This window comes from Bacteroidales bacterium (genome assembly GCA_035647615.1).
Lineage (GTDB): Bacteria > Bacteroidota > Bacteroidia > Bacteroidales > 4484-276 > SABY01.
Window position 1 is genome coordinate 17,614 of sequence record DASRND010000034.1, and the last position, 26,614, is coordinate 44,227.

At 46.3% G+C, this 26,614-nt stretch carries 15 protein-coding genes and 1 tRNA gene; 9 read left to right on the forward strand and 7 right to left on the reverse strand.

The window, feature by feature from the left end; translation table 11 throughout:
- Positions 1–150 precede the first annotated feature (150 nt).
- Genes VFC92_11230 through VFC92_11240 form a run of 3 tightly spaced genes read right to left on the reverse strand, consistent with a single transcriptional unit; the run spans position 151 to position 2,604 of the window.
- Positions 151–621, reverse strand: a complete 471-nt coding sequence (locus VFC92_11230) for a CYTH domain-containing protein (protein ID HZK08761.1) — start codon at positions 619–621, stop codon at positions 151–153.
- A gap of 55 nt (positions 622–676) precedes the next feature.
- Positions 677–2,140, reverse strand: coding sequence for a glycoside hydrolase family 125 protein (locus VFC92_11235; GenBank protein ID HZK08762.1), 1,464 nt, complete (start codon positions 2,138–2,140; stop codon positions 677–679).
- Between the two features lie 41 nt (positions 2,141–2,181).
- Complete coding sequence (locus tag VFC92_11240; GenBank protein HZK08763.1) at positions 2,182–2,604, reverse strand: DUF1016 N-terminal domain-containing protein; 423 nt, start codon at positions 2,602–2,604, stop codon at positions 2,182–2,184.
- Positions 2,605–2,910: 306 nt separating this feature from the next.
- Between VFC92_11240 and VFC92_11245 the strand changes: the two genes are divergently transcribed.
- From VFC92_11245 to VFC92_11260, 4 genes are all read left to right on the forward strand, one after another.
- Entirely contained in the window at positions 2,911–3,174 is a 264-nt protein-coding gene (locus tag VFC92_11245) for an acylphosphatase (GenBank protein ID HZK08764.1), read from the forward strand.
- Positions 3,175–3,190: 16 nt separating this feature from the next.
- Positions 3,191–10,489 (forward strand): BACON domain-containing carbohydrate-binding protein, encoded by a 7,299-nt coding sequence (locus VFC92_11250; protein ID HZK08765.1) that lies wholly within the window; start codon positions 3,191–3,193, stop codon positions 10,487–10,489.
- 202 nt (positions 10,490–10,691) lie between these two features.
- Positions 10,692–10,841, forward strand: a complete 150-nt coding sequence (locus VFC92_11255; protein ID HZK08766.1) for a DUF4160 domain-containing protein — start codon at positions 10,692–10,694, stop codon at positions 10,839–10,841.
- A 7-nt stretch (positions 10,842–10,848) separates the two neighbouring features.
- Complete coding sequence (locus tag VFC92_11260; protein HZK08767.1) at positions 10,849–11,118, forward strand: DUF2442 domain-containing protein; 270 nt, start codon at positions 10,849–10,851, stop codon at positions 11,116–11,118.
- 163 nt (positions 11,119–11,281) lie between these two features.
- Here the strand turns inward: VFC92_11260 and VFC92_11265 are convergent, their stop codons facing one another.
- Both VFC92_11265 and VFC92_11270 read right to left on the reverse strand, forming a co-directional pair.
- Complete coding sequence (locus VFC92_11265; protein ID HZK08768.1) at positions 11,282–15,679, reverse strand: S8 family serine peptidase; 4,398 nt, start codon at positions 15,677–15,679, stop codon at positions 11,282–11,284.
- Between the two features lie 216 nt (positions 15,680–15,895).
- Positions 15,896–15,970, reverse strand: a tRNA-Val gene (locus tag VFC92_11270).
- 389 nt (positions 15,971–16,359) lie between these two features.
- Here VFC92_11270 and VFC92_11275 point away from each other — a divergent pair.
- The 3 genes from VFC92_11275 to VFC92_11285 are packed head-to-tail and all read left to right on the forward strand — an operon-like array spanning position 16,360 to position 19,532.
- Positions 16,360–17,532, forward strand: a complete 1,173-nt coding sequence (locus tag VFC92_11275; protein ID HZK08769.1) for a DNA polymerase III subunit delta — start codon at positions 16,360–16,362, stop codon at positions 17,530–17,532.
- Between the two features lie 49 nt (positions 17,533–17,581).
- Positions 17,582–19,072, forward strand: a complete 1,491-nt coding sequence (ricT, locus tag VFC92_11280; protein ID HZK08770.1) for a regulatory iron-sulfur-containing complex subunit RicT — start codon at positions 17,582–17,584, stop codon at positions 19,070–19,072.
- 46 nt (positions 19,073–19,118) lie between these two features.
- Entirely contained in the window at positions 19,119–19,532 is a 414-nt protein-coding gene (locus tag VFC92_11285) for a DCC1-like thiol-disulfide oxidoreductase family protein (protein HZK08771.1), read from the forward strand.
- A 49-nt stretch (positions 19,533–19,581) separates the two neighbouring features.
- Here VFC92_11285 and VFC92_11290 read toward each other — a convergent pair whose 3' ends face one another.
- Both VFC92_11290 and VFC92_11295 read right to left on the reverse strand, forming a co-directional pair.
- Positions 19,582–20,736, reverse strand: coding sequence for a glycerate kinase (locus VFC92_11290; GenBank protein HZK08772.1), 1,155 nt, complete (start codon positions 20,734–20,736; stop codon positions 19,582–19,584).
- A gap of 259 nt (positions 20,737–20,995) precedes the next feature.
- Positions 20,996–23,593 (reverse strand): gliding motility-associated C-terminal domain-containing protein, encoded by a 2,598-nt coding sequence (locus tag VFC92_11295; protein ID HZK08773.1) that lies wholly within the window; start codon positions 23,591–23,593, stop codon positions 20,996–20,998.
- A gap of 181 nt (positions 23,594–23,774) precedes the next feature.
- On the opposite strand from VFC92_11295, the gene VFC92_11300 reads away from it, so the two are divergent.
- Together VFC92_11300 and VFC92_11305 are read left to right on the forward strand one after the other, a co-directional pair.
- Positions 23,775–25,994, forward strand: a complete 2,220-nt coding sequence (locus VFC92_11300) for a RelA/SpoT family protein (GenBank protein HZK08774.1) — start codon at positions 23,775–23,777, stop codon at positions 25,992–25,994.
- Between the two features lie 128 nt (positions 25,995–26,122).
- Positions 26,123–26,611 carry a transcriptional repressor gene (locus tag VFC92_11305; protein ID HZK08775.1) on the forward strand — a complete coding sequence of 163 codons (489 nt, stop codon included), beginning with the start codon at positions 26,123–26,125 and terminating at the stop codon, positions 26,609–26,611.
- Positions 26,612–26,614 lie beyond the last annotated feature (3 nt).

The window sequence follows — 26,614 nt, forward strand, 5'->3', positions numbered from 1 at the left end:
CTTAGTTTTTTCTGAATCAAAATCGACATATTTGTACAATTATGTCGAATGGCGATCGACATAATTGCCGATATTTGTCGATTACTACTCAAATTTGGATGGCGCTATTCCTGCTTCGATGGTTTGATCAAAAGAACTTCCAATCAACTTCTACCAATTCTTATATGGGTTTTTTGATAGTCGCGCATTGTAATAGCGTGTCTTGCCGGTCACCTCTTTGCCCAGCCAATCTGGCTTTTCGAAAGGATGATCCTCGGACGGAAGTTCGATTTCAGCTATGATCAGGCCTTTGTTGTCTCCGTGAAATTCGTCCACTTCAAATTTTAATCCGCCGGCCTCGGGAACGATATTGCGTGTTTTGTCTATTATTCCTGGCTCGCAAAGTTCGAGGAGTTCTTTGGCCTCTTCAATCGTGATTTCCTTTTCCCATTCGTAGCGGCTTGCGCCCGATGCGCTGCCAATGCCTTTGATGGTTAAATAGCCATTGTTGCCCATGATGCGCACCCGCACCGTGCGCTCGGGTACAGAGGATAAAAAGCCCTGAATGATCCGGGTTTTCGTGCTTACGAAAGGATGAAAGTCGCCTTTCACCAAAAATTTGCGTTCGATTTCTTGTGCCATGTTGGTTTTTAATTTGCTGGTTTTTTATCAATAATTCCTGTTGCTCGCTATTGTTCTAAATTCTTTTGTCCAAACCATTGAAATCCTTTATCGATAGTATTTCCCTGCGCTCGTTATAGATTTTGATGATCAACTCACCGAAAAGCGTGTTGGCCCAGGCAAACCACGAGCGGTTATAGTCGGCAGGATTATCTTTATGGAAAGCTTCGTGCATAAATCCTGTGCCGGCGTGGGTTTGCCGAAGCATAGCAAGGCATTTTATAATTTCATCATCGTCGGTGCTGGTCATGGCGCGGAGGATAATTCCCATCGGCCAGATTTTCTCTTTCCCCGTATGCGGACTTGCCTGCCCTTCGGCTGTACGTCCTTTTAAATACCAGGGATTGGAATCGTTCAGCAAAAACCTTCGGGTGTTTTTGTATAAAATATCATCCGGTTTGTGTGCGCCCAGATAGGCCAGCGACATGAGCGAGGGAACGTTGGCATCATCCATAAAAAGCCGGTTGCCAAATCCGTCCACTTCGTAGGCATATATTTCGCTAAAATCCTGATGCGTGGCAATTGCGTACTTTCTTACGGCTGCATCCACCTCATTGGCCAACGCGGCGCATTCGTCGGCAAAGAGTTTATCATTCAGTACATTTTTATAAATTTCGGTCAACTGGCGCAAAGAGATTACTGCGAAAATATTTGAAGGAATCAAAAAGGGAAAGAGCGTTGCGTCATCGGAAGGTCGAAACATGGAAGCGATCATTCCCACCGGCCTGATGGGTCTGCCCGTGCCGTTAAAAATAGGCGCATCAATCATTTGCGTGGTTTCCCTTACAAAAAAGTAGGGGGAGGTTCCATCTTTGCGTTGCTCGGTTTTAAAAGTTTTTACGATCAGTCGCATGGCCTCATCCCAAACCTTATCAAAAATGGAAGCGTCGCCACTCAATTTGTAATATTCGTGCGACAACCGAACCACGTAGCACAACGAATCGATTTCCCACTTTCGCTCGTGTACACCGGGTATTGGCGAGGGCTTGTCGCTTTTCCAATCCGATTCTTTATCCAAATCTTTATAAAAAGCATTGGCGTACGGGTCTTTCAAAACACATTTTACCTGACGGTTTACCAGGCCTTTGATGAGCAACCTGAGTTTCTCGTCTTTTCCGATCAACGGCATATATGGCCACACCTGGGCTGTGGAATCGCGAAGCCACATTGCGTCGATGTCGCCGGTGATGATGAAAGTATCCGGCTTGCCATCGATGATTTCAAAGTCGATAGTGGTGTCCAAAGTATTGGGGTAGCAATTCTCAAACATCCAGGCAAGCTCCTGGTCGCTGATGGCTGCTTTTACCTCAGCCAACAAACCTTCAACCGCCGGGCTGGTAAAAGTTCTTGCTGATAATGGCGGCCGGTTGGAAATAAATTTTTCTCCCGGGACTATCACAGAAGCCATCGAATGGAAAGAAGCCATGCTAAGTCCTCCGATGGCCAGGCTGTTTTTGATAATGAAATCGCGTCTGTTCATTTGCTATAAAAAATCAAAAGTTGAATCACAAATCTAAAGGGTTAGTACCGCTGGGTTTGTCTGACACTCCATTTCTCTTCAGCTATTTTGTAAACATAAAACATTTTTTGTTCTTGAGTCTTTAAAGAGAATAGCTGCATGAAATGCGTCCAACTCAATTGTGTCATCAGTGATGTCACAATCTCAATATTGGGAAATTCTTCAGCAAATTGCATCATTCTCCGCAAGTTGCGAATTTCAAAGCTTTTACTAAAAGCCTCAGCTAATTGTCGTGCCACTGAAACGACAATTTTTTTTCCATACTCTGCCCGTTCATTCTTCAGAACATGCTCGTTGGTTTTTTTGCCAACATGCCAATACGTTATGGTAAGGGCACTGTTCACCTGCGAAACTGCCTGCTGTTTCCCGTGCTCTATAATTTGCGCAAGGTCGCTGAATAGTAATTTTTCAATTTCGTTGCTCATAATTAAGGCATTTTAAAATTTAATGCCCGAATCGCACATTTTCAGTACAATGGTGACTTTCGGATGCAAGGCTTTTTACATCCACATTTCTTATAACCTTCTATTTACACTAAGGCAAAAGTATCAAATTTACGAAGCCTTTCCACTAGCAAAAACCCACTTCGCTTCAAATCTGAAGTTTTATCGCATTTGAGCCTCCTCATTTCCAGCCTCTTTGGCTTTGTCTATTGTTTGTCTATTGCCATAATTTGGCTAATGCTGAACCCTGTTCTACTTTCACCATTGCAAATTAAAACGCACCCGATTATGAAACACATTCAAATAATTATTTCGGGAAATGTCGAAGATACCGGCTTCCGGTTTTATGCACTACGCGGCGCCAGCATGCTGGGAATTTTTGGGTGCGTGATGATAAGGCAGGAGCAGTTGGTGGTGGAGGCCGAAGGGGAAGAGAGCCGGCTTGATGCTTTTGTAGAATGGTGCAACAAAGGGCCTGAAAGCGCCATTGTAACCTCACTCGTTACAAACGAAAAACCTGTTTTTGGATACGATGATTTCAAAATTCTTTAACCTAATACTTAATATTATGAAAAAAATTGTACTTTTTTTATCAGTAGCTCTTCTGTGGGGTGCTGTGGCAGCCCAGAACAGAGACCTTGTGAACCTCAAACTGCAGCAGGATGAAAAGCTGGTGCAGCTTGCACAGGAAACCCTTATCAGCATGGAAGCCGACAAGGCTGAAGCCATTCAAATGGCAACACAAAAAAACTGGGCGCCAGAAGCCGAAACAGAGGATTATCCAACTCGGGGGGTGACCGCTACGAACGTTTGGACTGGCGCTTTTAACTATTACTGGCACAATGCAGGCAACTGGAGCCTTGGCCATATCCCCACGGCCACCGAAGATGTGATTATGACGTCGGCGGGTTATCACCCTCCCAGTGTTGCCAGTAGTTATGATGAAGCCTGTAGGGATCTTACCATCCAAAGCGGTGCAGGACTTATTATTGCTGGATTGACCCTGACGGTTAATGGCAATCTGACTATAAGTGGAAATCTGGAAATGAATAACGCTACAGGTGTGCTTACTGTTTATGGCAATGTAACCTGGAAAGCCAATTCAACAGCAGGCTTTACAGCCGCTGCGCCATTTCATGTACATGGAGAGTGGCTTTTTGAAAGTGGAGCCAATGCTAATCTGGCCAATGGTACCATTTTATTCTGGGGAACAACAGATAAATATATTACCAGCAATTCATTAACCAGCTCATTTAACAATGTCGGAAGCTACAAATCAGGTGGTGCAAAACTTGGTATCAGTTATAATTCAACACAAGCCCTGAAGATAAATGGAGATATCTATGTGCATCCGGGGGCAATCTTTGGCATTTACAATACTAAGGATGTTAAATTGAAGGGAAGTATAAATTCAAACGGATCCTTTATCTGCAGCTTTGGTAAACTTGTTCTGAATGGAGCTTCACAATCCCTGCGGATGAACGTGGATAATTATTTCAATAACCTTACCTTCAACCAGAGTGGTACCGTAATTGTCAATACCTCAAACACCAATGTCCTGAATGTTAAAAAGGATGTGGTGATATCCTCCGGAGTTTTCAGTTTGCAGGATAGGACTATGAAAGTTGGTGGAAACTGGACTAACAATGTGGGAACATCTGCATTTAACGAAGGTACCAGTCGCGTGATATTTAATGGCACCGGTCACAATTATGTAAAAACCAGCGAAACCTTTAATATCATCGAAGCCAACATGGGTAATGCCTTGCGAGTGGATAATGCAAGCAGTGTTGTAACATGTAATCAATACGACTGGACAACTGGAGGTATTGATGTGGTGGCCGGAACATTTACTGCTTTAGATCTTTTTGATAACGGGCTTTACGGCAGCTTCTACGTAAACCCCGGCGGGGTGATAAACCTCACCAACGATAGCTGGGTTGACCTGAATGGGGAAATCCATAATTTTGGCGGAACCATCAATGTTTCGGGTACAGTGAGTGACTGGCCTTATACCAACGATGCTCTGATTGAAATGACCAGCGGGGTAATCGATTTCAAAACCTGCGGGATCTCCATAAGGAATAATGCACGTACCTTAACCACCAACATTAGCGGCGGCACTATTCGCATGGCCAACAATTTTAAAAACGAAAGGACAGATGTCAGCCTCTCAAGCTTAACTGTGGAAATGTATGGCCCAAGCGATGCTACCTTGTTCCTTGCCGAGGGCAAACCCATTCGATATTTAAAAGTGGACAAAGTAGCGAGTGATGGGATGCCCCCATCACAACAGCAAAACCGCGATGGAAGCCTGCCCACAGATAACAGCAAGGCTAATAATGTGAATCTCGTTTCCGATATTATTGTAAACGACGATGTAAACATCAATGGTGGTTCATTAAGCTTGAATAGTTTTGAAGCTACTGTAAATAATTATCTTGTTGTTGATGATGGCGGAACCCTAATTATGGACAATCCGGCAGATGTAATAAATATGATCTATAAATATAGTCATTTGATTGTAAAAGAGGGAGGTTCCGCATTACTTTCTGCGGGTAATATTTATACCCAGGGTTGGATTCTTCCGCATGAGGGTAGCAGTTTTACAGCATCCCCTTACAATACCATTACCTTTACAGGAACTACCGGCGGTGGCCCATCATGCTTTGAACCCACAGCGGTTTATGGAAATATTGTAATCAACAAAAATCCCGGGCAAACTACCTATATCGATAATTTGGCCACAGAGCCTGTGGTAGTAGATGGCAATGTTACAATAAACGCTGGTAACATTTTTGAGCTGCAAAATAACACCTTAAATGTGCATGGCATCCTAACAGATAATGCCACCAGTTCGATTGTAGTTTACGATGTTTCAAAAAACCTGGCAGAATCATCCAGCACTCTGCTACCGGAGCAGCAAACAAATAAGGAATCCCGGGCCGGAACCCTCGAAATCGACACCGATTTTACGCTCAATGGCTTGCTCGATATTGCTGATGGAAATGTAAACGTACATGGCCGCTTTACCATGGCTGCAACCGGCTCGTTGATTATCGATGGCGGCACATTTATCGCCGACAGTCCCCATGTATACAAAGGCTGGGAATTCATACATGGCAACCTGCAAATGAGCGATGGCCTTTTTGAAATTACCCACAACAGCATCTACTTTAGTAACACGGCTAATACTTCTATTAGCGGAGGTATTCTTAGAAGCGGTGGAGCTTTTTATGCTACCGGCGCAGGAGTATTTGAACCTACAGGAGGCACTGTCGAAATAATCGGCAACACCTCTGATGGCACGATTTACTGTTCCGGTGGAAATTATTTTTACAATCTGCTTATCAACAAAGGCGTTGCTGATGACGCACCGCCCACGCCTTTGTTCGACCGGGAAGGAAACCCAATAGAGCAAACCAGGGGGAATACTGTTTTTGTATCTGACCTTGGCTCCCAGATTACTATCCTGGGCGATCTGACGATCGATGCCGGCACTTTAAATTCAAATAACCAAACAATAAGCATCGGCGGCGATTGGCTTAATAATGTGGGCGTATCAGCATTTGATGAAACCGCCGGCCGTGTAATATTTAACGGAACCGACCCACAGTTTTGTTCTACCGAGAATTTTAATATTCTTGAAATCAATAAGCCTTCTGAACTTTTATATAGCGTGGGTTCCAGCACCATCAATTGCGAGATTTACGACTGGACAAGCGGAGGACTTTGGATATCTCCCGGCAACTTTAGCGCTGCCGATCTGGCTGATGACGGGCTATTCGGATCGTTCGCCATTTTTGGTGGAACAATGGACTTGCACCAGGATGCCTTGCAGTATGTTGACCTCAATGGAGAGATCATTGTTGGCTACGACGCAACATTAAATGTTTACGGTGGTTACGGAGATAGCTGGTGGCCATACGGCGGTGACGCATCCATTACAATGGCGCATCCAACTGGTGTGCTCGATTTTAAAGATGTGGGAATTATTGTTAACAATTCTTACTCCTACACATTTACCGAGAACATTACTAATGGCACCATCAGAACGGCAGGAAACTTTATAGCTGAAAATGCTGCTTTCACTCCATTAGGTGGAACTATTGAGTTGTATGGTGGCATTGATGCAGGAATTATAAATATTGCGGGGAGTTATTTTCATAATCTCACCATCAACAAATCAGGAGGCTCCGATGGAGGCCCTGAGCCGCTCATTACTCAGGATCGCAATGGACAAACAATAACGCTTTCGCGAGCCAATCAGGTTAATCTCGGTGGTGATGTTTTTGTTAATGGCAATCTGACGGTCAATGCCGGAAAACTAAATATAGGAACCGCCGACTACGACATGACGTGTATTGGTAGCGCCAGCATCGAAAATGGCGCCACGCTCGAAATGTCGGCTTCAACTCAATTAAAACTCAATACCTCGCTGACGGTGAAAAATGGAGGAACCTTCCGGTCAACGGGCGCTGCTGGTCTTGAAAACCTGGTTACACACGCTGTCGCAACAAACCGTTATCTATTCGACGTTCAGTCGGGTGCCAATATTGCCGCCTCCAACACCATTTTTGAATACATGGGTGCAAATGGTATTAATATCGCCAGCGGCGCAGTGGTTGACCCTGCACAGGCGTTCAACAACTGTACTTTCCGCCAGGGCGCGTCAGCAAATACATTACTCACCATGAACAGCTCACAAACGCTCGAATGCACCGGAGCTGTGTTCCCGGCCAACAATTGGGGCGGAACCTACAATGTGAAGAAATCTGTTAATGCAGGCCGCATAACCTTTAATGATTACAGCGGTGGCTTTGCCGGTGCTGCCTACGAGAGCGACCCATACAACAGAATCGATTGGTTTACGCCGGGGCTTTCAGCTTCGCCGCTTACGCTAAATGTAACTCCTCCGGCAGGAACAGCTATCATCAACGTCACCTCCAACCTTGCCTGGACGGCTACCGAAAGTAGTGCATGGTTTTCAATCAGCCCATCCTCAGGAACCAATAACGGAACCATCACGGTTACTTATAACCAAAACACATCAGCCTCCGGACGTTCGGGAACCATCACTATTTCCGCTCCTTCCGTACCCAATGTTATCGTAACGGTGAATCAGGCAGGAGCAACATTGGCTGTAACGCCCGCCTCACAAAACGTAACTGCACCAGCAGGAACTACTACTTTTAGCGTAAGCTCTAATACCTTGTGGACGGTAAGCGAAAGCGTTTCCTGGTTTACCGTGGCGCCGATGAGCGGCACAGCCAACGGAACACTCACGGTAAATTATGAGCAAAACACAGCGACAACACCACGCACCGGGCAAATTACCGTTTCCTCAACAGGACTTCCAAATGTTGTTGTAACCGTAAGCCAGGCTGGTGCAGGAGCAACACTTACTGTAACTCCAACCAACCGTGACGTGACTGCAGCATCGGGACAAACCACCTTTGGCGTTGCTTCCAATACTTCATGGACGGTGAGTAAGAATGTTATCTGGCTAACCGTATCTCCCATGAGTGGCTCCTCAAATGGAACCCTTACGGTAAATTATGAGCAAAACACTTCGATAACTCCGCGTACAGGACAAATTACCGTTACCGTCGCCGGACTCACACCAGTAGTGGTAACGGTGAGCCAGGCCGGTGCAGGAGCAACACTTACGGTTACTCCGGCAAACCGTGATGTGACTGCAGCAGCGGGACAAACTACTTTCAGCGTTGCCTCCAATACTTCGTGGACGGTGAGTAAGAATGTTATCTGGCTAACCGTATCTCCCATGAGTGGCTCCTCAAATGGAACCCTTACGGTAAATTATGAGCAAAATACTTCGATAACTCCGCGTACAGGACAAATTACCGTTACCGTCGCCGGACTCACACCAGTAGTGGTAACGGTGAGCCAGGCCGGTGCAGGAGCAACACTTACAGTTACTCCGGCAAACCAGGCTGTAACTTCCGGCGCTGGATCAACCAACTTTACCGTTGCCTCCAATACTTCGTGGACGGTGAGCGAGAACGTTTCCTGGCTAACCGTATCTCCCATGAGTGGCTCCGCAAATGGAACCCTCACGGTAAATTATGATCAAAATACTTCGATAACTCCGCGTACAGGACAAATTACCGTTACCGTCGCCGGACTCACACCAGTAGTGGTAACGGTGAGCCAGGCCGGTGCAGGAGCAACACTTACTGTTACTCCGGCAAACCGTGATGTGACTGCAGCAGCGGGACAAACTACTTTCAGCGTTGCCTCCAATACTTCGTGGACGGTGAACAAGAATGTTATCTGGCTAACGGTATCTCCCATGAGTGGCTCCTCAAATGGAACCCTCACGGTAAATTATGAGCAAAACACTTCGATAACTCCGCGTACAGGACAAATTACCGTTACCGTCGCCGGACTCACACCAGTAGCGGTAACGGTGAGCCAGACCGGTGCAGGAGCAACACTTACTGTTACTCCGGCAAACCATGATGTGACTGCAGCAGCGGGACAAACCACCTTTGGCGTTGCTTCAAATACCAGTTGGGGTATTACCGAAAGCGTTGCCTGGTTTACTGTAACTCCCATGTCGGGAACCGGAAACGGCACCTTAACAGTTAACTACAGTGCAAATGTCACAGGAAGTTCGCGCGTTGGAAGTATCCTCGTGAAGGCGTCTGGCGGATCGCCCGCAGTAACGGTTACCGTTTCTCAAAGCGCTTATCCAAGTCAGGTCATTAGTCTGAGTGCCGGATGGCAAGGGCTGTCGAGCTACATTATGCCCGCCGATAACAACATCGTAAATGTGTTTGCTCCCCTGTCACCCAAACTAATCATTGCTCAAACTTTGAGCGGCATTTATTATCCGGCAGGGCCAATCAATACCATCGGCACCTGGGCAAGCCAGTCGGCTTATGCGGTAAAAATGAATAATGCTGCCACGCTATCCATATTTGGAATGCCCGAAACCGACAAAACCTACGATCTTGTTGCAGGCTGGAACCTGATACCCGTTATCGCCAACAATCCGGTAAACGTAGCCACCCTGACCACAACAGTTAGCTTTCAGATTGTGAAAGAGGTCGCGGGAACCGGTGTTTACTGGCCAGCCTATGGCATCAACACTATCGGCAACCTGATGCCGGGCAAGGCCTATTACACGCGCGTAGCTTCCCCTGGTTTTATAACCTTCCCCACAAATACCGATGCAGGCTGGGATGGCAAATATCCTGAGACTACGCTGTTACAAACTCCTTGGAACCAACCGGAAGCTTCGCCCGTTTCGCATCTGGTTGCTATAGCTCCCGGTGTCACTTCAGGACTTCTGGCCGGCGATATTATAGGCCTGTTTACGCCTGACAATATTTGTTGCGGCGCAGTCATGGTTGAAATGCCGGGTGAACCGCTGGTTATAAACGCTTTTGGCGACGACCCCACCACTCCGGCAATCGACGGAATGACCGAAGGCGAAGTCATGAACTTCCGCATCTTTAATCCTGAAACAGGAAAAGAGGTTACATTGGAAGTTGTGTTTGATGCGCAAATGCCACAGGGTAGAAATTTTGTTAGCCATGGCATATCGGCAATCAAAGAGCTGAAGATTACCGGTGTGGATGAGGTGGATAATACGAGAATAAACATTTCGGTTTATCCGAATCCGTCAACGGGAGTGTTTCACGTTAAAACCCTTTCCGGAACCAAAGCCTCATCAGAAATGTCCTGGGAGATTTCAAACACCCACGGGGCAGGTATTGCCAAAGGCAACAACTCTTCTGACGATTTCACCATCGACATCTCTACCTATCCGAAAGGAATCTATTACTTAAAAATTACACAACGAGGATGGCAAACCGTTGAAAAGCTGGTGGTGCAATAACATACTGCAAGTCACCCCGTGAATTTCACCAAGGATTAGGACTGAGCTTCTGAGAGCAGAAATGCACTCAGAAGCTATTCACGGGGTGACTAAGCCAAGAGCGAAAACTGGCACAATCCAAAAGCCTCTCTGCGAAATGCGGGGAGGCTTTTTCAACTTTTACTAATCTTTTCCCTTTTTAAATTTTCGTACTTTTGTACAAATAAAATCAGGTATCGTAGAAGGAAAATTCCCAAAACGTGCATTAAATCTTGTCTTGGAATGGTACGAAATTCACAAGGATGAATTAATGGACAACTGGAATTCGATAATTGAAACCGGCGAGTACAATAAAATTTCACCTTTAGAATAAAGATATTATGTTACTAAACGTCGTAAAGGCTGACTACAAGAAACAATACCAAATCCACCTCGAATTTAACAACGGTGAAACGGTGTCGGTTAACCTAAAGGAGGTGGTTTTTAATGACCATCGCAAAATATTCGAGCCACTAAGAGATATTGGTTATTTTAAAAAATTCAGTATTACTCTGAACACTATTGCCTGGGAAAATAAGTTGGATCTTGCTCCTGAATTTTTACTGGATCTCGGAAAAAAGCAGCAGAAAACGCAACTGGACTTTGCTTAAATAACCAATCAAGCTTTTGTTAAAACGAAGTTTTGATCGAATCCCGCAATTAAAAATTGAAAACCGGAATTCAAAGCGTAAGCCTTTTCATCAAAAGTCAAAAAAATCTCCCCTTCAAAATTCGTTTTTGAAGGGGAGCTTTGTTTTTTGACTTGTTTTTTATTTATTTGATGATAAACTTTTCGTCGAATACAGCCCGTGGGCTTACAATTTTCATGGTGTAAAAGCCGGATGGGAATCCTGTGAAATCGAAGCGCACAGGTTGTGATGCGGTGCTCGTAAGATTGCTGCTTTCATAGAGCTGCCTTCCCTGGCTATCAAAAACTTTTACCTGTAAGCTTTCTGTTTCGATTGTGCTTTGCAGATTGATGATTCCGGAGGTTGGGTTGGGATAGAGCGCGAAATTGCTTTGCGATCCGGAGAAGTTGGATGAAATTCCGGTTGATTTTAACCTCACAGATGATAATCCATCGGCAGCAAAGTATTGCTGATTGGGCATCTGCCCATCAAACAACACGTCGAGCAATTCGGTTTGACCCGTTTTTGCGCGAAATGCTTTAAGATGAATTTCTTCTCCATCGGCAAAGCCATCTTTTACAGCCGTGAGAGCGTCATCAGCAAATGCTGCAAGCGCATGATTTTGCAATCCTGTGATTTGGGCAATTCCGAAGCAGGCGCCGCTGGCGTCAAAAGCACCCAAATAATCACCAGCAACCAGACCGGCATCCTGAATCAGGTTTTGCGGCACATGAATCAGATGGGAATTTCCAGTTGGCACGGGCGTTTCCCAGCTTGTGGTATTTACAATAGCTGATGGTTGTGAAACTCCGGATGAATTGAATGCACATTCGGGATATTGAACCGTCGTTGCATTGTTCATCAAAACCAAATATGCTTTGCCCGGATTGAGATCAGAAAGTGAATAAACCGATTTATTGGGCCAATACACGCCGGTGCCGGCAATTTCTTTAACGATGACGGGTTGTGTGCCTGCCGTGGCAAAGATATCTTCAATGTTCACTGCACAATCGCTCCAGCACGGCAAAATGCTCCACCCTGCCGGAATAGATAACGTGGGGGGTTGGCGCATCCAACCGGGATAACTAAAGCTGATCGCGTTCAGTGTCTTAATTTTGTAGCCTGGACTATTTTCCCACCTGCCCAAAGTATTTACATTTTGTCCGGGATAATAAAATCCATCCATCGATGAGAGAATGACCACATCATCGCTGTGCTGGGCAAATATATCCGATGCATCCGGATACATGTAATAAACGCTCGAAATGCCACTCCACCCCTGTGGAATCTGGAATTGATTATCATGGATGGGGATGGCAAAAATATCTTCGTAGCTTGTTTCCCAGGGAGCAATTTCCGCCAAAATTGCTGTCTGGAAATATCCCTCCTGATTGATCGAAACGAAGTACTCGCCGGCAGGAACGTATTCAAATTCATAATAGCCATCAGGACCGGAAATAGTAGAAAGTCCAAGGTCATCTATTTCTACCTGAATATTTGCCAGCGGCAAATTGTTATCCCAATTGTACACTATCCCCTGGAGCGTTCCATATGCCTCATCGCCTTCTATATAAACGGTGTAATCTTGCACTTCGCCCCATTCATACCAGGCACAGGGGTCGTCAAAAGGTTCGCCAAAAACAGTTCTGACCCGCATGATGTGTTCACCGGGCTGGCAATCCCAGGGCAAATTCACATCAAAGTAATAGAGTTCTCCGCCATTATCGATCAGTTCGTTTTCAAGAATCAATTCTTCAGGTTCGAAAATATTATTGTCATTAAAATCAATCCAGATATTCAAGAAATTATAACCAAAATCGGAAGATATCTCCACATAATAATACTCGCCACAGGTGAGGGTGGTGGACATATAGGTGAAATCGCCATAGCCATCCGGACTGCAGCCTGACTCTGGATGATAAATATCCTCGAAGAAAAAGTCTTCGATACCATCACCACCCCAACATCCGGTTCCATAAAGGTCCTCAGTACAGGGGCCGTCCGGCAACCATAAGTAGATATCAAGGTTGTAAACTTCACCTGCCGAAACATAAATTTCATCATAGAAAGTAGCGTAGCCGCTGGCTGAACAGGTGATACTCGTCGTTCCTGCTTCGACATTTATACAATAATAACCCATCGAATTAGACAACACTGAGGCACCGGATGGTTGTAGTTGAATAAGCGCTCCGGGAATGGATTCATAAGTCACAGCCGAGACAAACCCTTCGATTCTGCCAAATTGATCTTTCGGAAGAATATTCAGTGTGTAATCCTCCACCTCGCCATACTCCTCTTCACTGCAAGCATCCGCGCCCTGAATACTGCGTACCGTTCTCAAACGTAATCGGTATGATCCCACAGGTGCATCTTCCGCAATTGTAATGTTTACTGTTCTCATCACGTTTGCCGTGGAATAGTAGTAATCATTTAGCACTTTCTCTTCAGGTTCAAAATCCATATTGTCGTTGTAATCTACCCAAGCCGAAACATAATTCCCACCATGGCCGATTTTTAGACTAAGTGAATAGGTCTGCCCCTGAATTACATCAGCAACTTTATAGGAAAAATCACCATATCCATCTGTACTGCATCCCGAATTGGAATTTTCTAAATTTGCTATGCCCACATAATTTAGATAATCTCCAGCGCTACACCCTGAAGTATAAAGTCCTGTTTTGCAATAATCAGGCTCAACGGTAACAGCACCGTTGATAATGAATGGAGCGATGAGTGTGCCATTGGGCTGCTTCAGCACAGATTCCATGATGTTAAATTGCAGGGTTGAGAAATCCGGTGGGGTTTCGCTTGCCTGAAAGTTAACCGTGAACAATCGTGCAGTTCCATCAGGGCCTGCAGGCGTGAGGCCGGTGGTTCCATTAGAAACCAAAATAAACCCATTGTTCTGATCAGGAGTGACTACCGAAGTAACCGAAGTCCGACCAGTGGAGGTAAGAAAGTTACTAAATTCCACATCCAAAAGATCCATGTAATCGGGTTCGTAGCTAAAGTTAAATTGATAAGATGCCAGGTTGGTCACATTCTGAATCATAAAATCAATCGAAAAATTTGTTCCCGGAGCAACAGTCTGTAGTAATGGAGTAATGCGAACGATCGTTTGGTTGTTGGTTGCATTTAGTAAAGCCTCAAAGGCATCTAAGCGGCCATAACCTGTATCGTCATCTTTACCGGGAGCACCCATATCAACACACGACATCTGCATCTTCGAGCGTATCTCTACATTGGTGAGCGAAGGATTTTCGGCCAGCATCAGCGCGGCAACGCCTGCTGCATGCGGGCAAGCCGAAGAAGTACCATTAAAGAAAGGGTAATAATCTCCACCATCGTAACCATCAGCACCTGTAATATCGGTTGTGTAATTCCGGGTACCCGGCGCCAGGAAATCCATTGCGCTGCCATAGTTACTTCCCCACCAGTATTCGCCATCACAACTGGTGAAGCTTTTCCGTTCGCCGCAAGGGCTCAATGCGCCAACACAAATTGTATTGGTAAATGAAGCGGGGTATGAAGGCTCGACGCTGAGGTCGTTGTTGCTATTACCGGAAGCTGCAAAGAGGGTGCAGCCCAGACTAAAAGCATAATCCACTGCATCCTCGAGTGCGCTCGAATAAGAAGTCCCGCCAATGCTTGCGCTGATAATATCGGCACCGTTGTCGGCTGCCCAGGTTATTCCATTGGCAATGATGCTCCATGCACCCGTGCCATTGTACAATACTTTTACAGGCATAATTTTGGTGTTCCACGCAATTCCTGCCACACCCATCCCATTATTACCTGAGGCGCCAACGATACCGGCACAAGCGGTTCCGTGCGCCCCGCCATCTTCTCCCGGGAGAGGATTTGGATCATTATCATCAAACTGGAAATCGTACCCCGGAACAATCCTGCCTATAAATTCAGGATGGTCGGTGTCCACACCGGTATCAAGGATACAAACCACCACATCTTCGCTGCCGGTTTGAAGGTCCCACACGGCCTGCATATTCAGGTCAACGCCCACTTTTCCCACCGGAAAATTGGTTTCAAATTGAACAGCCTGGCCGGTGTTATTCAAAGCCCATTGTTGTGTATAATAAGGATCGTTCGGCACGCCGGTAATAGTTGCCAGATAATCCGGTTCCGCTACCTCAATTTCGTCCAAAGCATTAAGTTTGATTAACGCAGCACTTAAGTCTGTTTTGCGATCCAAATTGATAATGTAATAGCGCTGTAATCCAATTTGAGCTTTTAAAGCTGCGTTTTTTTCAATGGTTTTTTCAAAAAGCGGTTTCATAGCTTTCATTTTAATATCAGACAAAACATTGTTGACTTGGTCAGAAGTTGTGGTTTTGCCGCCGTCAGTCATCAGAACCTTGTCGCTGAATTTCACGATGAGTCGGTATGGCGCATGATTGTCGTTTTTTAGTTGTGCAAGATGGTACTGCAGAAGCTCCTCTTTCGAGCTTTGCTTAGTTACGATTTGCGCTTTGGCCGTCAAAAAACAAATAAAAAGGAGAGAAAATAAAAAGGTACAAATTTTCATAATACTTAGGTTTTAATGATTAAAAAAACTGACTTGGAATAAGAATTGCGAAATTAAGTACCGAAATGTTATCAAACTGTTAAGGCCAATTGCCAGCTAATTAAAAATGTTTAAAAAGCCAGTTGAAAATGATTTGTCAGGCAAAAGAAGGTTCGACCTGATGCTGCAGGATTTTTTTCGAAGCTTTGTCGGGGAAGGAAATCGGGAGAAATTTAGTGGGATGCACTGGATTCGAACCAGTGGCCTCTGCCGTGTGAAGGCAGCGCTCTGAACCAACTGAGCTAGCATCCCATGCCGCAAAAATAATATTTCTTACATTCGGTGAAGCATTTCTTTATTTTTTTGGCTACTTATTATTCTCTTCCATATCCACAATGAATTTTGAGACGAAAAAGTAGAAATTTAAAAACAGCAGCCGGGTTGGAATTTCATCTTCTCATTTTAAAATCAGATGTCGGCCCATTGGGGCATTAATTCAAGATTCGAAATTCGATATTCCCTTCGACTACGCTGGTTTCGACAAGCTCAACCGCCACAACCACCGCAGGGCAGGCTTAAATCATTATTCATTTGCATTTTCTATCGCATGCAATGTGTCTCTGAGTCTGCCGACTGAGAACTTATCTAAAAATGGCCAGAGAAATTTTACCTTTGTCGCTTTAGGATAAATTTATAAAAGGATGCTTTTCAGAGAGATCATCGGACAGGAACAAATCAAAGAAAAACTTATCGGCACCGTGGCGACTAACCGTGTGGCGCATGCACAATTGTTTTATGGCAATAACGGTTATGGTAAGCTGGCGCTGGCAGTGGCCTACGCTCAGTTTATCAGTTGCCGCGACAAAGATAAGTTTGTACACCGCGATTCGTGTGGCAAATGTGTGTCGTGCATCAAATACAACAAGCTCATCCATCCCGACCTGCATTTCATTTATCCGGTGGCTTCCTCAACTAAGATGAAGGATTCTGTTAAACCTACCAGCAGCCAGGTAATCAAAGAGTGGCGTCAGTTATTGGAAAGAAAAAACTACTATATCACCCTTAACGACTGGTACCACGAAATCGGCATCGATAACAAACAAGCTACCATCAACACCAACGACAGTAGCAATATCATCCACACGCTCAGCTACACCAGCTACGAATCGGAGTACAAGGTGATGATTATATGGATGATTGAAAAACTAAATCATGTTGCTGCACCACGCCTGCTGAAAATGCTGGAGGAACCACCGGACAAGACTTTGTTTTTGCTCATCGCCGAACAAACCGAGAAGATATTGCCCACCATCATGTCGCGAGTACATTTGGTTAAAATTCCTGCCATCGAAAATCAGCCACTTTACGATGCCTGCCGCCAGCGCCTGGGCATGAGCGAAGCGGCCGCTGCCGAAGCATCACGCCTGGCCGATGGCAGTTTCACACAGGCCTTGACGCTGCTCGAAACGGGTGACGAACTCTCTGAAAACTTTCTGCGCTTTCGCGATTGGATGCGCCTTTGCTATAGCGTCGACGTGCCTGCTATTTTAAAATTGAGCGAAGAGATGGGTAAAGAAACACGCGAAAAACTCAAGAGCTTCCTCCAGTCCGGATTGATCATCCTGCGCCAGTGTCTGCTCACAGGATTTGATATGGGCAATCTGGTGCGTAGCACTCGTGAAGAGCAGGATTTCTATACCCGTTTCTCCCGCTTTGTGCACCAGGGAAACATCAGCCAATTCGTCGAAGAATTCGACAAGGCCATTTTTCACATCGAACGCAATGTACACACGGGCATGATCATACTCGACCTCTCACTTACCATTGCAAAATTGCTAAAGATCAAGAAGCTTCAACCGGCTTCTCAGGAATGATTATTTTTGCAAGGTTTTTATTAATAGAATTATTTTTGTAATCAGAATTATGGAGAACGACGAAACAACATATACCGACCAGGACAGCGACAACCCTTTTCTTTCGAGAGGTTGCTGCCACGCTCCCCAAATATACCAGGACAACAGCCACATTGCCAGCCACCGCTGTTGCAAGCTCGACGTCGTCGATTGGCTGAGCGACGTTACTTTACCCGACCATCATACTCAGTTCGATTGCGTGGAGGTGCGTTTTAAAAACAGCCGGAAAGATTTCTTCCGCGTCACCCCGGATATGGATATTAAAGTTTGCGACATAGTTGCAGTAGAGGCTTCACCCGGACATGATATCGGTATCATTACCATGACGGGTGAAATTGTAAAGTTGCAGATGCGCAAAAAAAATGTGGATCCGGCAGCAGATACCATCAAAAAAGTGTACCGCCGCGCACGCCTCACCGACATCGAAAAATGGCTCAATGCTGTTGACCAGGAAGACCGCGTTCAGATAAAAGCGCGCAAGATAGCCCGCAACCTTAGGCTCGACATGAAAATTAACGACGTAGAGTTTCAGGGCGACGAAACCAAAGCAGTGTTTTTTTATACCGCCGAAGAGCGTGTCGACTTTCGGGAACTTATCAAAGTATTGGCCGATGAGTTTAAAATCAGAATAGAGATGCGCCAAATCGGAGTCCGGCAGGAATCAGCCCGCCTGGGAGGAATCGGCTCGTGTGGCCGCGAACTCTGCTGTGCCACCTGGCTCACCGACTTCACCTCCGTAACCACCGGCACAGCGCGCATACAACAGCTCTCGCCAAACCCACAAAAACTTGCCGGTCAATGTGGCAAACTCAAATGCTGCCTCAATTACGAAAACGATGTTTATCTCGATGCACTCAAAGATTTCCCCGACACCAATATTTATCTCAAAACTGCCAAAGGCCAGGCAACCCATCAGAAGTCAGACATTTTTAAACGCATCATGTGGTACGCTTATCAAAACGATCAAAACAACATGCTGGCCCTTAGTGTAGATCGGGTGAAAGAGATCATCGCCGAAAACCGGAAAGGCAACTTCCCTTCACAACTCGAAGACAGCGCCCTGACCCGCGAAGTGAAAGTCGACATTGGCAACGGCGGTCTTACCGAGGAAGACATCAGCCGTTTTGATAAAATGGAAGAGCCTGCCAGCCAACGCCGGCGCAAAAAGAAATCCCGGCGCAATGCGCCACCCGGCAGCGAGAGCAGGCCCCCACAATCCAGGGACAACGCACGCCCCAATCAGCAGGCACAGACAAAAACCGACAGCCGCCCCGACAATAAACCGGCAGCAGGTCAGGAAAGCTCCGAGCGCCCACGTCGCCCTTACGAGCAACGCAAAAGAAGCAGCGAGCGCAACGAACCGAACCGTAGAGTCTCTAATAAAGACAGCACCCGCGGTCAATCCAACCGAAACAAAGGCCAACGCCCCAACCGTCGACGCAAAGATAGCGGCAGTGGCGGTGCTGGAAGCGGCGACAAACCCAACCCCAGCAACGAATAAAACTTTAAGGCTTTGCAAATGTTAAATCGCAAAGCCTTTTTTATTAATGAAAATCACAAATTTCAGCAGCCCATACTTCATTCTTTTCGACGGATATTGTAATCTGTGCAACGGCTTCGTGCGTTGGCTTATCCGTCGCGATAAGTCAGCCCGATTCCGGTTTTTACCTTTACAATCCGCAGAAGGCAAACAACTTTTACAACTTTCAGAAATGAAGTTCGACCCATCGGATGATCCCGAAACCGTAATCTTGTATCACGACGGAACCATTTGGGAACGATCAGAAGCGATCCTGGAAATTTTTAAAATTTTAGGTGGGGGATTGCGCCTGATGGCCCCATTGAAATATTTGCCATTAGCGTGGCGGGATAAGCTTTACAATTTCGTAGCACGCAATCGCTATCGGTGGTTTGGCCGGCGCGACCAGTGCATGATTCCTGGCAGGAAAAGTTCGCAGTAGGCAAGCCGTCAGAGTCAGCTCCTTACGCCCAGCGCCATGCTCCCTGCGCCTAGCGTCCTGCATCCTGCGCACCAAAATATCTTTGCGAAAGCAACAGCATGCGAGCAATGCGTTCGGCGGCGTCTTCAAGCAGCATGGCAGCATCGCTGATGGACTGTGAGAGCGGCATGGGCTTGTCGGTGATAGGAAAAATGACATCGAATCCTTGCTGGTAAAGCACCTGATAGTCCGCGCCCAAAGCACCTGCAAACGAAATTACCGACTTGTTATATTTTTTGGCCACCTGCGCCACGCCAAAAGGCGTTTTGCCATACTGCGTTTGGGCATCGGTTTTTCCTTCTCCGGTAATCACCAGGTCGGCTTTGCTGATTTTTTCGTCCAATCCCACCGTCTCGCGCACCACCTCGAAGCCTGCCATCATGCGTGCCCCGGCAAAAGCCAGCAATCCGGCACCCAGCCCGCCTGCTGCTCCTGATCCCGTTTCTGCTGCGATATTACGGCCGAAAGTTTTATGCAGAATATCGCCATAGTGCGCCAGATTTTTTTCGAGCTGCTTCACCTGCTGCGGCGATGCTCCTTTTTGTGGTCCGTAAATACGCACTGCATCGTGCAGTGGCGTGGTCACATCTGCAGCAACGATGATCTCGCAATTTGCCAGTCCGGGATTCAACTCGCCTATGTTGATATGTACAAGATTACCGAGCGATCCGCCACCCGGCGCGAGCGGTTTTCCCTGTCCGTCTGTAAATTCCGCTCCCAGTGCCACGGCCATACCCACTCCCCCATCGATGGTAGCGCTTCCGCCAATGCCAATGATCATCCGGCGGCAGCCCATTTCGAGCGCCTTCAGCATTAACTGCCCGGTGCCGAAGGTAGAAGTTTCCAGTGGCGACAATTCCTCAGGTTTCAACAGCTCTATGCCGGATGAAGCCGCCATTTCTATCACGGCAGTGGTTCCATCGCCCAGGATGCCAAAAAAAGAATCGACCGGTCGCAGCAAAGGATCCTTCACCAGAAGGCGCACCATTCGTCCGCCGGTGGCGTCAATCAACGACTGCACTGTTCCTTCGCCACCGTCAGCCACCGGGCAAAGCTCAATCTGCGCATCCGCAAAAATCTTTCGCCAGCCGGCGGCAATACTTTGGGCAGCTTGTTTTGCTGTAAGCGAATTTTTGAAAGAATCGGTGGCAATGAGTACACGCATAATCTTTGTGATAAAAGGTAAAACCTAATTGGCGTCTATCTATGGAATACAGATTGGTGTCGTGGGTTCCACCATTGTTCCTATTGGAAGAAAACACCAGATATTTCCCATTATTTGAAAACACTGGAAAAGCATCAAACACATCGTCTCAGGTAATTAGATTTTAATAAAAATAGACGTTTTGAAATGGTGAATATGTAGATTGAAAAACGCCACCTTTTTGAAAAGGTTCACCTCATAAGAATTGTACTGCGATGCTCTATCGCAACAGCGTCACGATACCGTTAATGGTACGTTGCGAAAGGCCTTCGAGCGTGATTTCGTAAACTTCACACACATAAAAATAAACGCCCTCGTCGCAGGGTTCATTGCTGTTCTGGTTGCGGCCATCCCACATTATTTTCGGGTCATGCGTTTCAAACACAATGCGCCCCCACCGGTTAAAGATGGTCATGTTTACTCTGTCCACTGAGGAAAAGTCAGGAAATGGCTGGAAATATTGATTATAAGGATCGTCGTTGGGCGTAAAAACATTGGGCAACTTGTAACTGGAACAGCTGTCACTGCTTACGCAAAGCACCGCACAGCGCTCGCTCATATTGCCCGTCGAGTCGATGGCCGACACCTGATAGCACCCACTAATCGACGGCAGGTTACCATGTGTGTACTTAAGCACGAAAGGATCCATCACACTGTCGATGAGTTGAGGGATTTCATTAACAAAAGAGGCAAAATAGATAAAATAGGCAGCGATGTCGGCGGGGCAATCAGGCGGGTTTACCCACGAAAGTTTATTCTCGATGAGCTCACAATCGACGCGAATGCTTAATATGGGCGGGCAGGGCGGAACATTGTCAACTGGACTTCCGGAGGTGATCTGCGAAAAGTTAACGATGGGTGATACAAATCCAGGCTGTGAATAATTACCGGTGCTCCGAATAAAATAACTGTACGTTTCGCCATTTATCAAACCTGTATCCTGATAAAAGGTGTTGATGCTGGCGGCAATAGAATCGTATTTTTGCGTAAGCTCGTCATATCGATAAATGGTGTAATAATCGTTTTGCCAGGGAACATCGCGGTTCCAGGAAAGATTTAAAGCCCTGTCGGTGGGAGATATCCTGAGAAACATACTTGCAGCCGGCCGCGATGATCCCATAAAATCATCCGCCAGCGCCAGGCTGTACATGTCAATCCGATAGGTATAAAAAAGTTGCGCAGTATTGAGGTCGAAATCCACGAAAGTGGTGTCTTCGATACCCTGCAATTCAGCAACAGCGATAAATTCCGGATTCTGAGAGGAGGCTCTGTTGACAACATATTTATAAGGTGGCGGGAACAGCAGGGTGTCGTGTTCGACCGGCTTGCTCCAGGCCACAAACATTTTTCCGGCATCGTTGGATGTTTCCAATACCGAAACATTGGTAATCACAGGCACATCGCGCACCAACGCGGCACACACCTCTTCGGAAGCATAACTAACACTGCCGTCGGCAAACCAGGCCACCACCATGTAACAGTAGTCGGTTCCGGGCACCAAACCAGCGCTGCCGTTGTTATCCACGAAAGTGGTATCAGTAATGTTTTCGAGTGCAGCAATGTGCTGATAGCCGGTGTAGGCCGGAACGCCGGTTTGGCAATAGCCAGGCTCAAAACCATAAAAACCATCGCGGCGATAAAGATGGTATCCGCTGGTGCGCGCGCACAGCGCACGATTCCAGCTAAGATGAATGCTGTTGGCAACAGGAGAAGCTGCCAGATTTTCGGGGGGCGGAGCGATCACACGAATGTTCATCGTTTTGATATCGGTGAGCTGCGGGAAATTTAATGTGTCGCGGGCAATAAAAACCACCTGATACGGCTGCATCTGCACATGAGCGCAGGTAGTGTTCCAGGTAAAAGTTGACGAAACGGAGAGATGGCCGGTTGTGGTGGGAAAAGTTGCCGGACTTTCGCTGACCTCAAAAGGGCCGCCCAATGCACGTAACACCAGGTCTTCGTTTGGCTTTGCGTTGGGATCGGTGGCGGTAACTTCAAACGTCAGGGTATCGCCGACACGCACGCAGGTATCCTGCAAAGCCCCAATCTGCGGTTGTTCATTGTCGCAGGCCAAAATGGTTATCTGCATGTCGCGCGTTACATAGCCAATTCTGATGCCGCTCCGCCACTCCTCGATTTGAAAAGCAATATTGTATTCGCCCTGTAGCAGCGGCTTATCCCACACAATGGTTCCCGTTACCGGGTCTATATCGAAGGTAGTAGGCACACTGTTGTCGACCTGATTGGGCAACACATACCCTGGAATAGGTAGCCCAAAAGCGCCACGGCAGTTCACCAGCTTGTACGAAATACTATCGCCGTCGATGTCGTAGGCACCAGGGTTATGCAAGAACAATTCGTTCACACAGCCGTTGTCGATGGGTGGCGAGAGCAGTTCCACTGAATTGTTTGGCCCCAGAAAAGGATTAATCACCAGCTCGGTGTAGATATAAAATGGCACGTTGACGGAGTTGGGAATATTCAACACACCATAGTTGCGGTTGGGGTCTTCTACCCAAATAACATAGGTTCCCTGCCCGGGAAAAATATGAACAGCCCCGGCGTACTCGTTGCGACGGATATTGTTAGGAAGATCTTGCCGCAGGGTTCTTGGCACGATTTGCATAGTTCCGTCGCCCCAATTAATTCTAAGTTCAGGACGGTCGGCAGGACTCGGCGTGTATGTGTAGGTGACAATGGTAAATTCGTATTCGAGAGCCGAAATAGCTTTGTAGGTAATTTCGCCGGCACGCTGATGCGTGGCATTAGCAGCATACACGACGAAAAGAAGAAAAATCAGAAGCGTAAATTTTCTCATCAAGCAACAACATTATTACAAAAAAACACCAGATATGGTATTGCCAAAATTTGACGGCAAAGTATCCATTTTTTCATCACAACGAAAATTAATAACGTTATTTTTTTAAATTTTAATACAAAAGCCAACAGGTACGAATGTTTAGCTAATTTTGTTGATTCCAAAAACGTTGTCTCTCTCAATGCACACGGAAGAAGAACGCAAAGAAATAACGCATCGGTATCGCATTCTTTTGCGGGAATGGAAAAACCGGCGAAGTAAAGAGGAAGCTCTGATGGTACGCAAGGCTTTCGATTTTGCTGTGAAAGCGCACGATGGCATGCGGCGACGCACCAAAGAACCGTTCATCTATCATCCGCTGGAGGTAGCCACCATCTGCGCCAAAGACATGAACCTCGACGGCACTTCGATCGTCTGTGCGCTGATGCACGATATTGTGGAAGATACCGACACCACCATCGAAGAAATCGAGGAAATGTTCAATCCGCGCGTAGCCATGATTATCAGCGGGCTTACCAAGATAAAAGGCATACTCGACGACGGAAAGTCTAGCATGCAGGCCGAATATTTCAAGCACATGATCATTGCTTTGGCAGAAGATATGCGCGTGATACTGATAAAACTCGCCGACCGCCTGCACAACATGCGCACCCTCGACGCTATGCCGCGCGACAAACAGCTGAAAATTGCAAGCGAAACTCTCACCCTGATAGCTCCGCTGGCCTACCGAATAGGTTTGTACAATATCAAATCGGAACTTGAAGATCTTTCGCTGAAATACACCGAACCGGAAGTGTACCACCATCTGAAGGAACAACTCGAAGAGTCAAGCACCGATCGCAACCGCCTGATCAACAAGTTTATTTATCCGATCAAAAATCTGCTTTCCAAACACGAAATCTCCTACACGATTCATGTGCGGATGAAGTCGATCTATTCGATATGGCAGAAAATGCAGAAACAAAATATCCCGTTTGAGGATGTTTACGACATCTTTGCCATCCGCATTATTCTGGATTCGCCACCGGAGACTGAGCGCCTCGACTGCTGGAAGGTTTACTCGCTCATCACCGAAATTTACAAACCCCGGCACGACCGCATCCGCGACTGGATTTCGATACCCAAAGCCAACGGCTACGAAGCTCTGCACACCACAGTAATGAGCCACCTGGGAAAATGGGTGGAAATACAGATTCGTTCGCAGCGCATGCACGAGATTGCTGAAACAGGATACGCTTCGCATCATTTTTATAAAAATGGAAATAGTGACGAAGACAATGTGGTGGAGAGTTGGTTGACAAAAATCAGAGAGCAGTTTCAAAATCCTGAACACGACGCGCTCGACTTTCTCGACGACTTCAAACTGGACTTGTACAACGAGGAAATCTACACCTTCACGCCCAAAGGCGACATGGTGAAACTTCCTGTTGGCGCTACGGCGCTCGACTTCAGCTATACCATTCACACCGAAATAGGCAAACACAGCCTCGGAGCTAAGGTAAACCTGGCGCTGGTACCTCTAAAACATGTGCTCAAAAGTGGCGATCAGGTGGAAATTATCACCAGCAAAAAACAACGCCCACAGCTCGAATGGCTTGACTTTGTGGTGACGGCACGCTCCAAAAACTACATCAAAGAAGCGCTAAAAGAAGAAAAGAAAACATACTATACCATCGGATTGCGCAAACTGCGCAAACTCTTCGAAGAGCTGGAATTAGAAGCCAACAAACAAACCATCCGCCAGCTTCAGGAATTTTTGGGTAAAAGCAGCCTGATAGACTTGTATTATGATGTAGCCAAAGAAAAAATAGGACTGAAGGAACTTAAAGCCTGTTGCCAGAAATCGCAGCGCGGCCAATGGTACGATGCACTGAATCCTTTCAGCCGCAACCGCCAGGAAATAAAAGCCGACGAGGAAGATATCGGTATCATCATACGCAACAAACCCGAGGAGGTGCTGCTAAGCGAAAATACCGACATCAAATACAAAATAGCGACTTGCTGCAACCCCATCTCCGGCGACGACATCATCGGACTGATAAATCCGAAAAAACCCATGATGATCCACCGGGTGAGTTGTAAAATTGCACAGGAAACCATGGCGCGTTTTGGCAACCGTATTGTCAAAGCCAAATGGGACGACAGAGAAACCATCCTTTTTCTGGCAGGACTCGAAATTAAAAGCATCGACAAAATAGGCTTCATTTATCAGATTTCTGATATCATTTCCAACCGCCACAAGCTCAAAATCAGAAGCTTTAATCTGAAAAGCTCCGCCGAGGTATCCGAAGGTATAATCATGCTCTATGTGAACGATACCAAACAACTTAACGATCTGATTTCCGACCTGAAAAAAATCAAGTCTATCAAAAAAATCAGCCGCCTGAACCCCTCCGAATAAATCCGACAATCTTTTTTTATTATCTCATCAAGCCTCATTCCGGCATTTCGACTCATACCTGGCCTTTATTTTTATTTAAACTAAATAATAACAAAAAATAATTATTTTTGTAGCAAAAATCAGAGGCGATGGACGTTTATCAAGAAACTTACCAAGCGGTAGAATCTATCTTTACAAATTATCTCGAAAGCAAAGGTCACCGTAAAACACCCGAGCGCTATAGCATCCTTGGAGAGATATACAAAACGGAAGGTCACTTCGACGTCGAGTCGTTGGACATTCGTTTGAAAAACAATAAATACCGGGTGAGTCGCGCTACGCTATACAATACCATCGAGCTGCTGATGGCCTGTAATCTGGTGACCAAACACCAATTTGGCAACAACTGTGCACAATTTGAGCGCACCTTCAATTTCAAAAAACACGATCACTTTATTTGCCTCGACAACAGCGAGGTGATCGAGTTTTACGATGAGCGCATACAGCAAATAAGGAAGGACATAGAAAAAGAACTGGGGGTAAAAATCACGCACCATTCGCTTACATTTTATGGCCACTGCAACGGTCGCTCTGTTAAAACCATGAAGCTGCCAGGGCGCAAGAAGATTACGGCATAATCC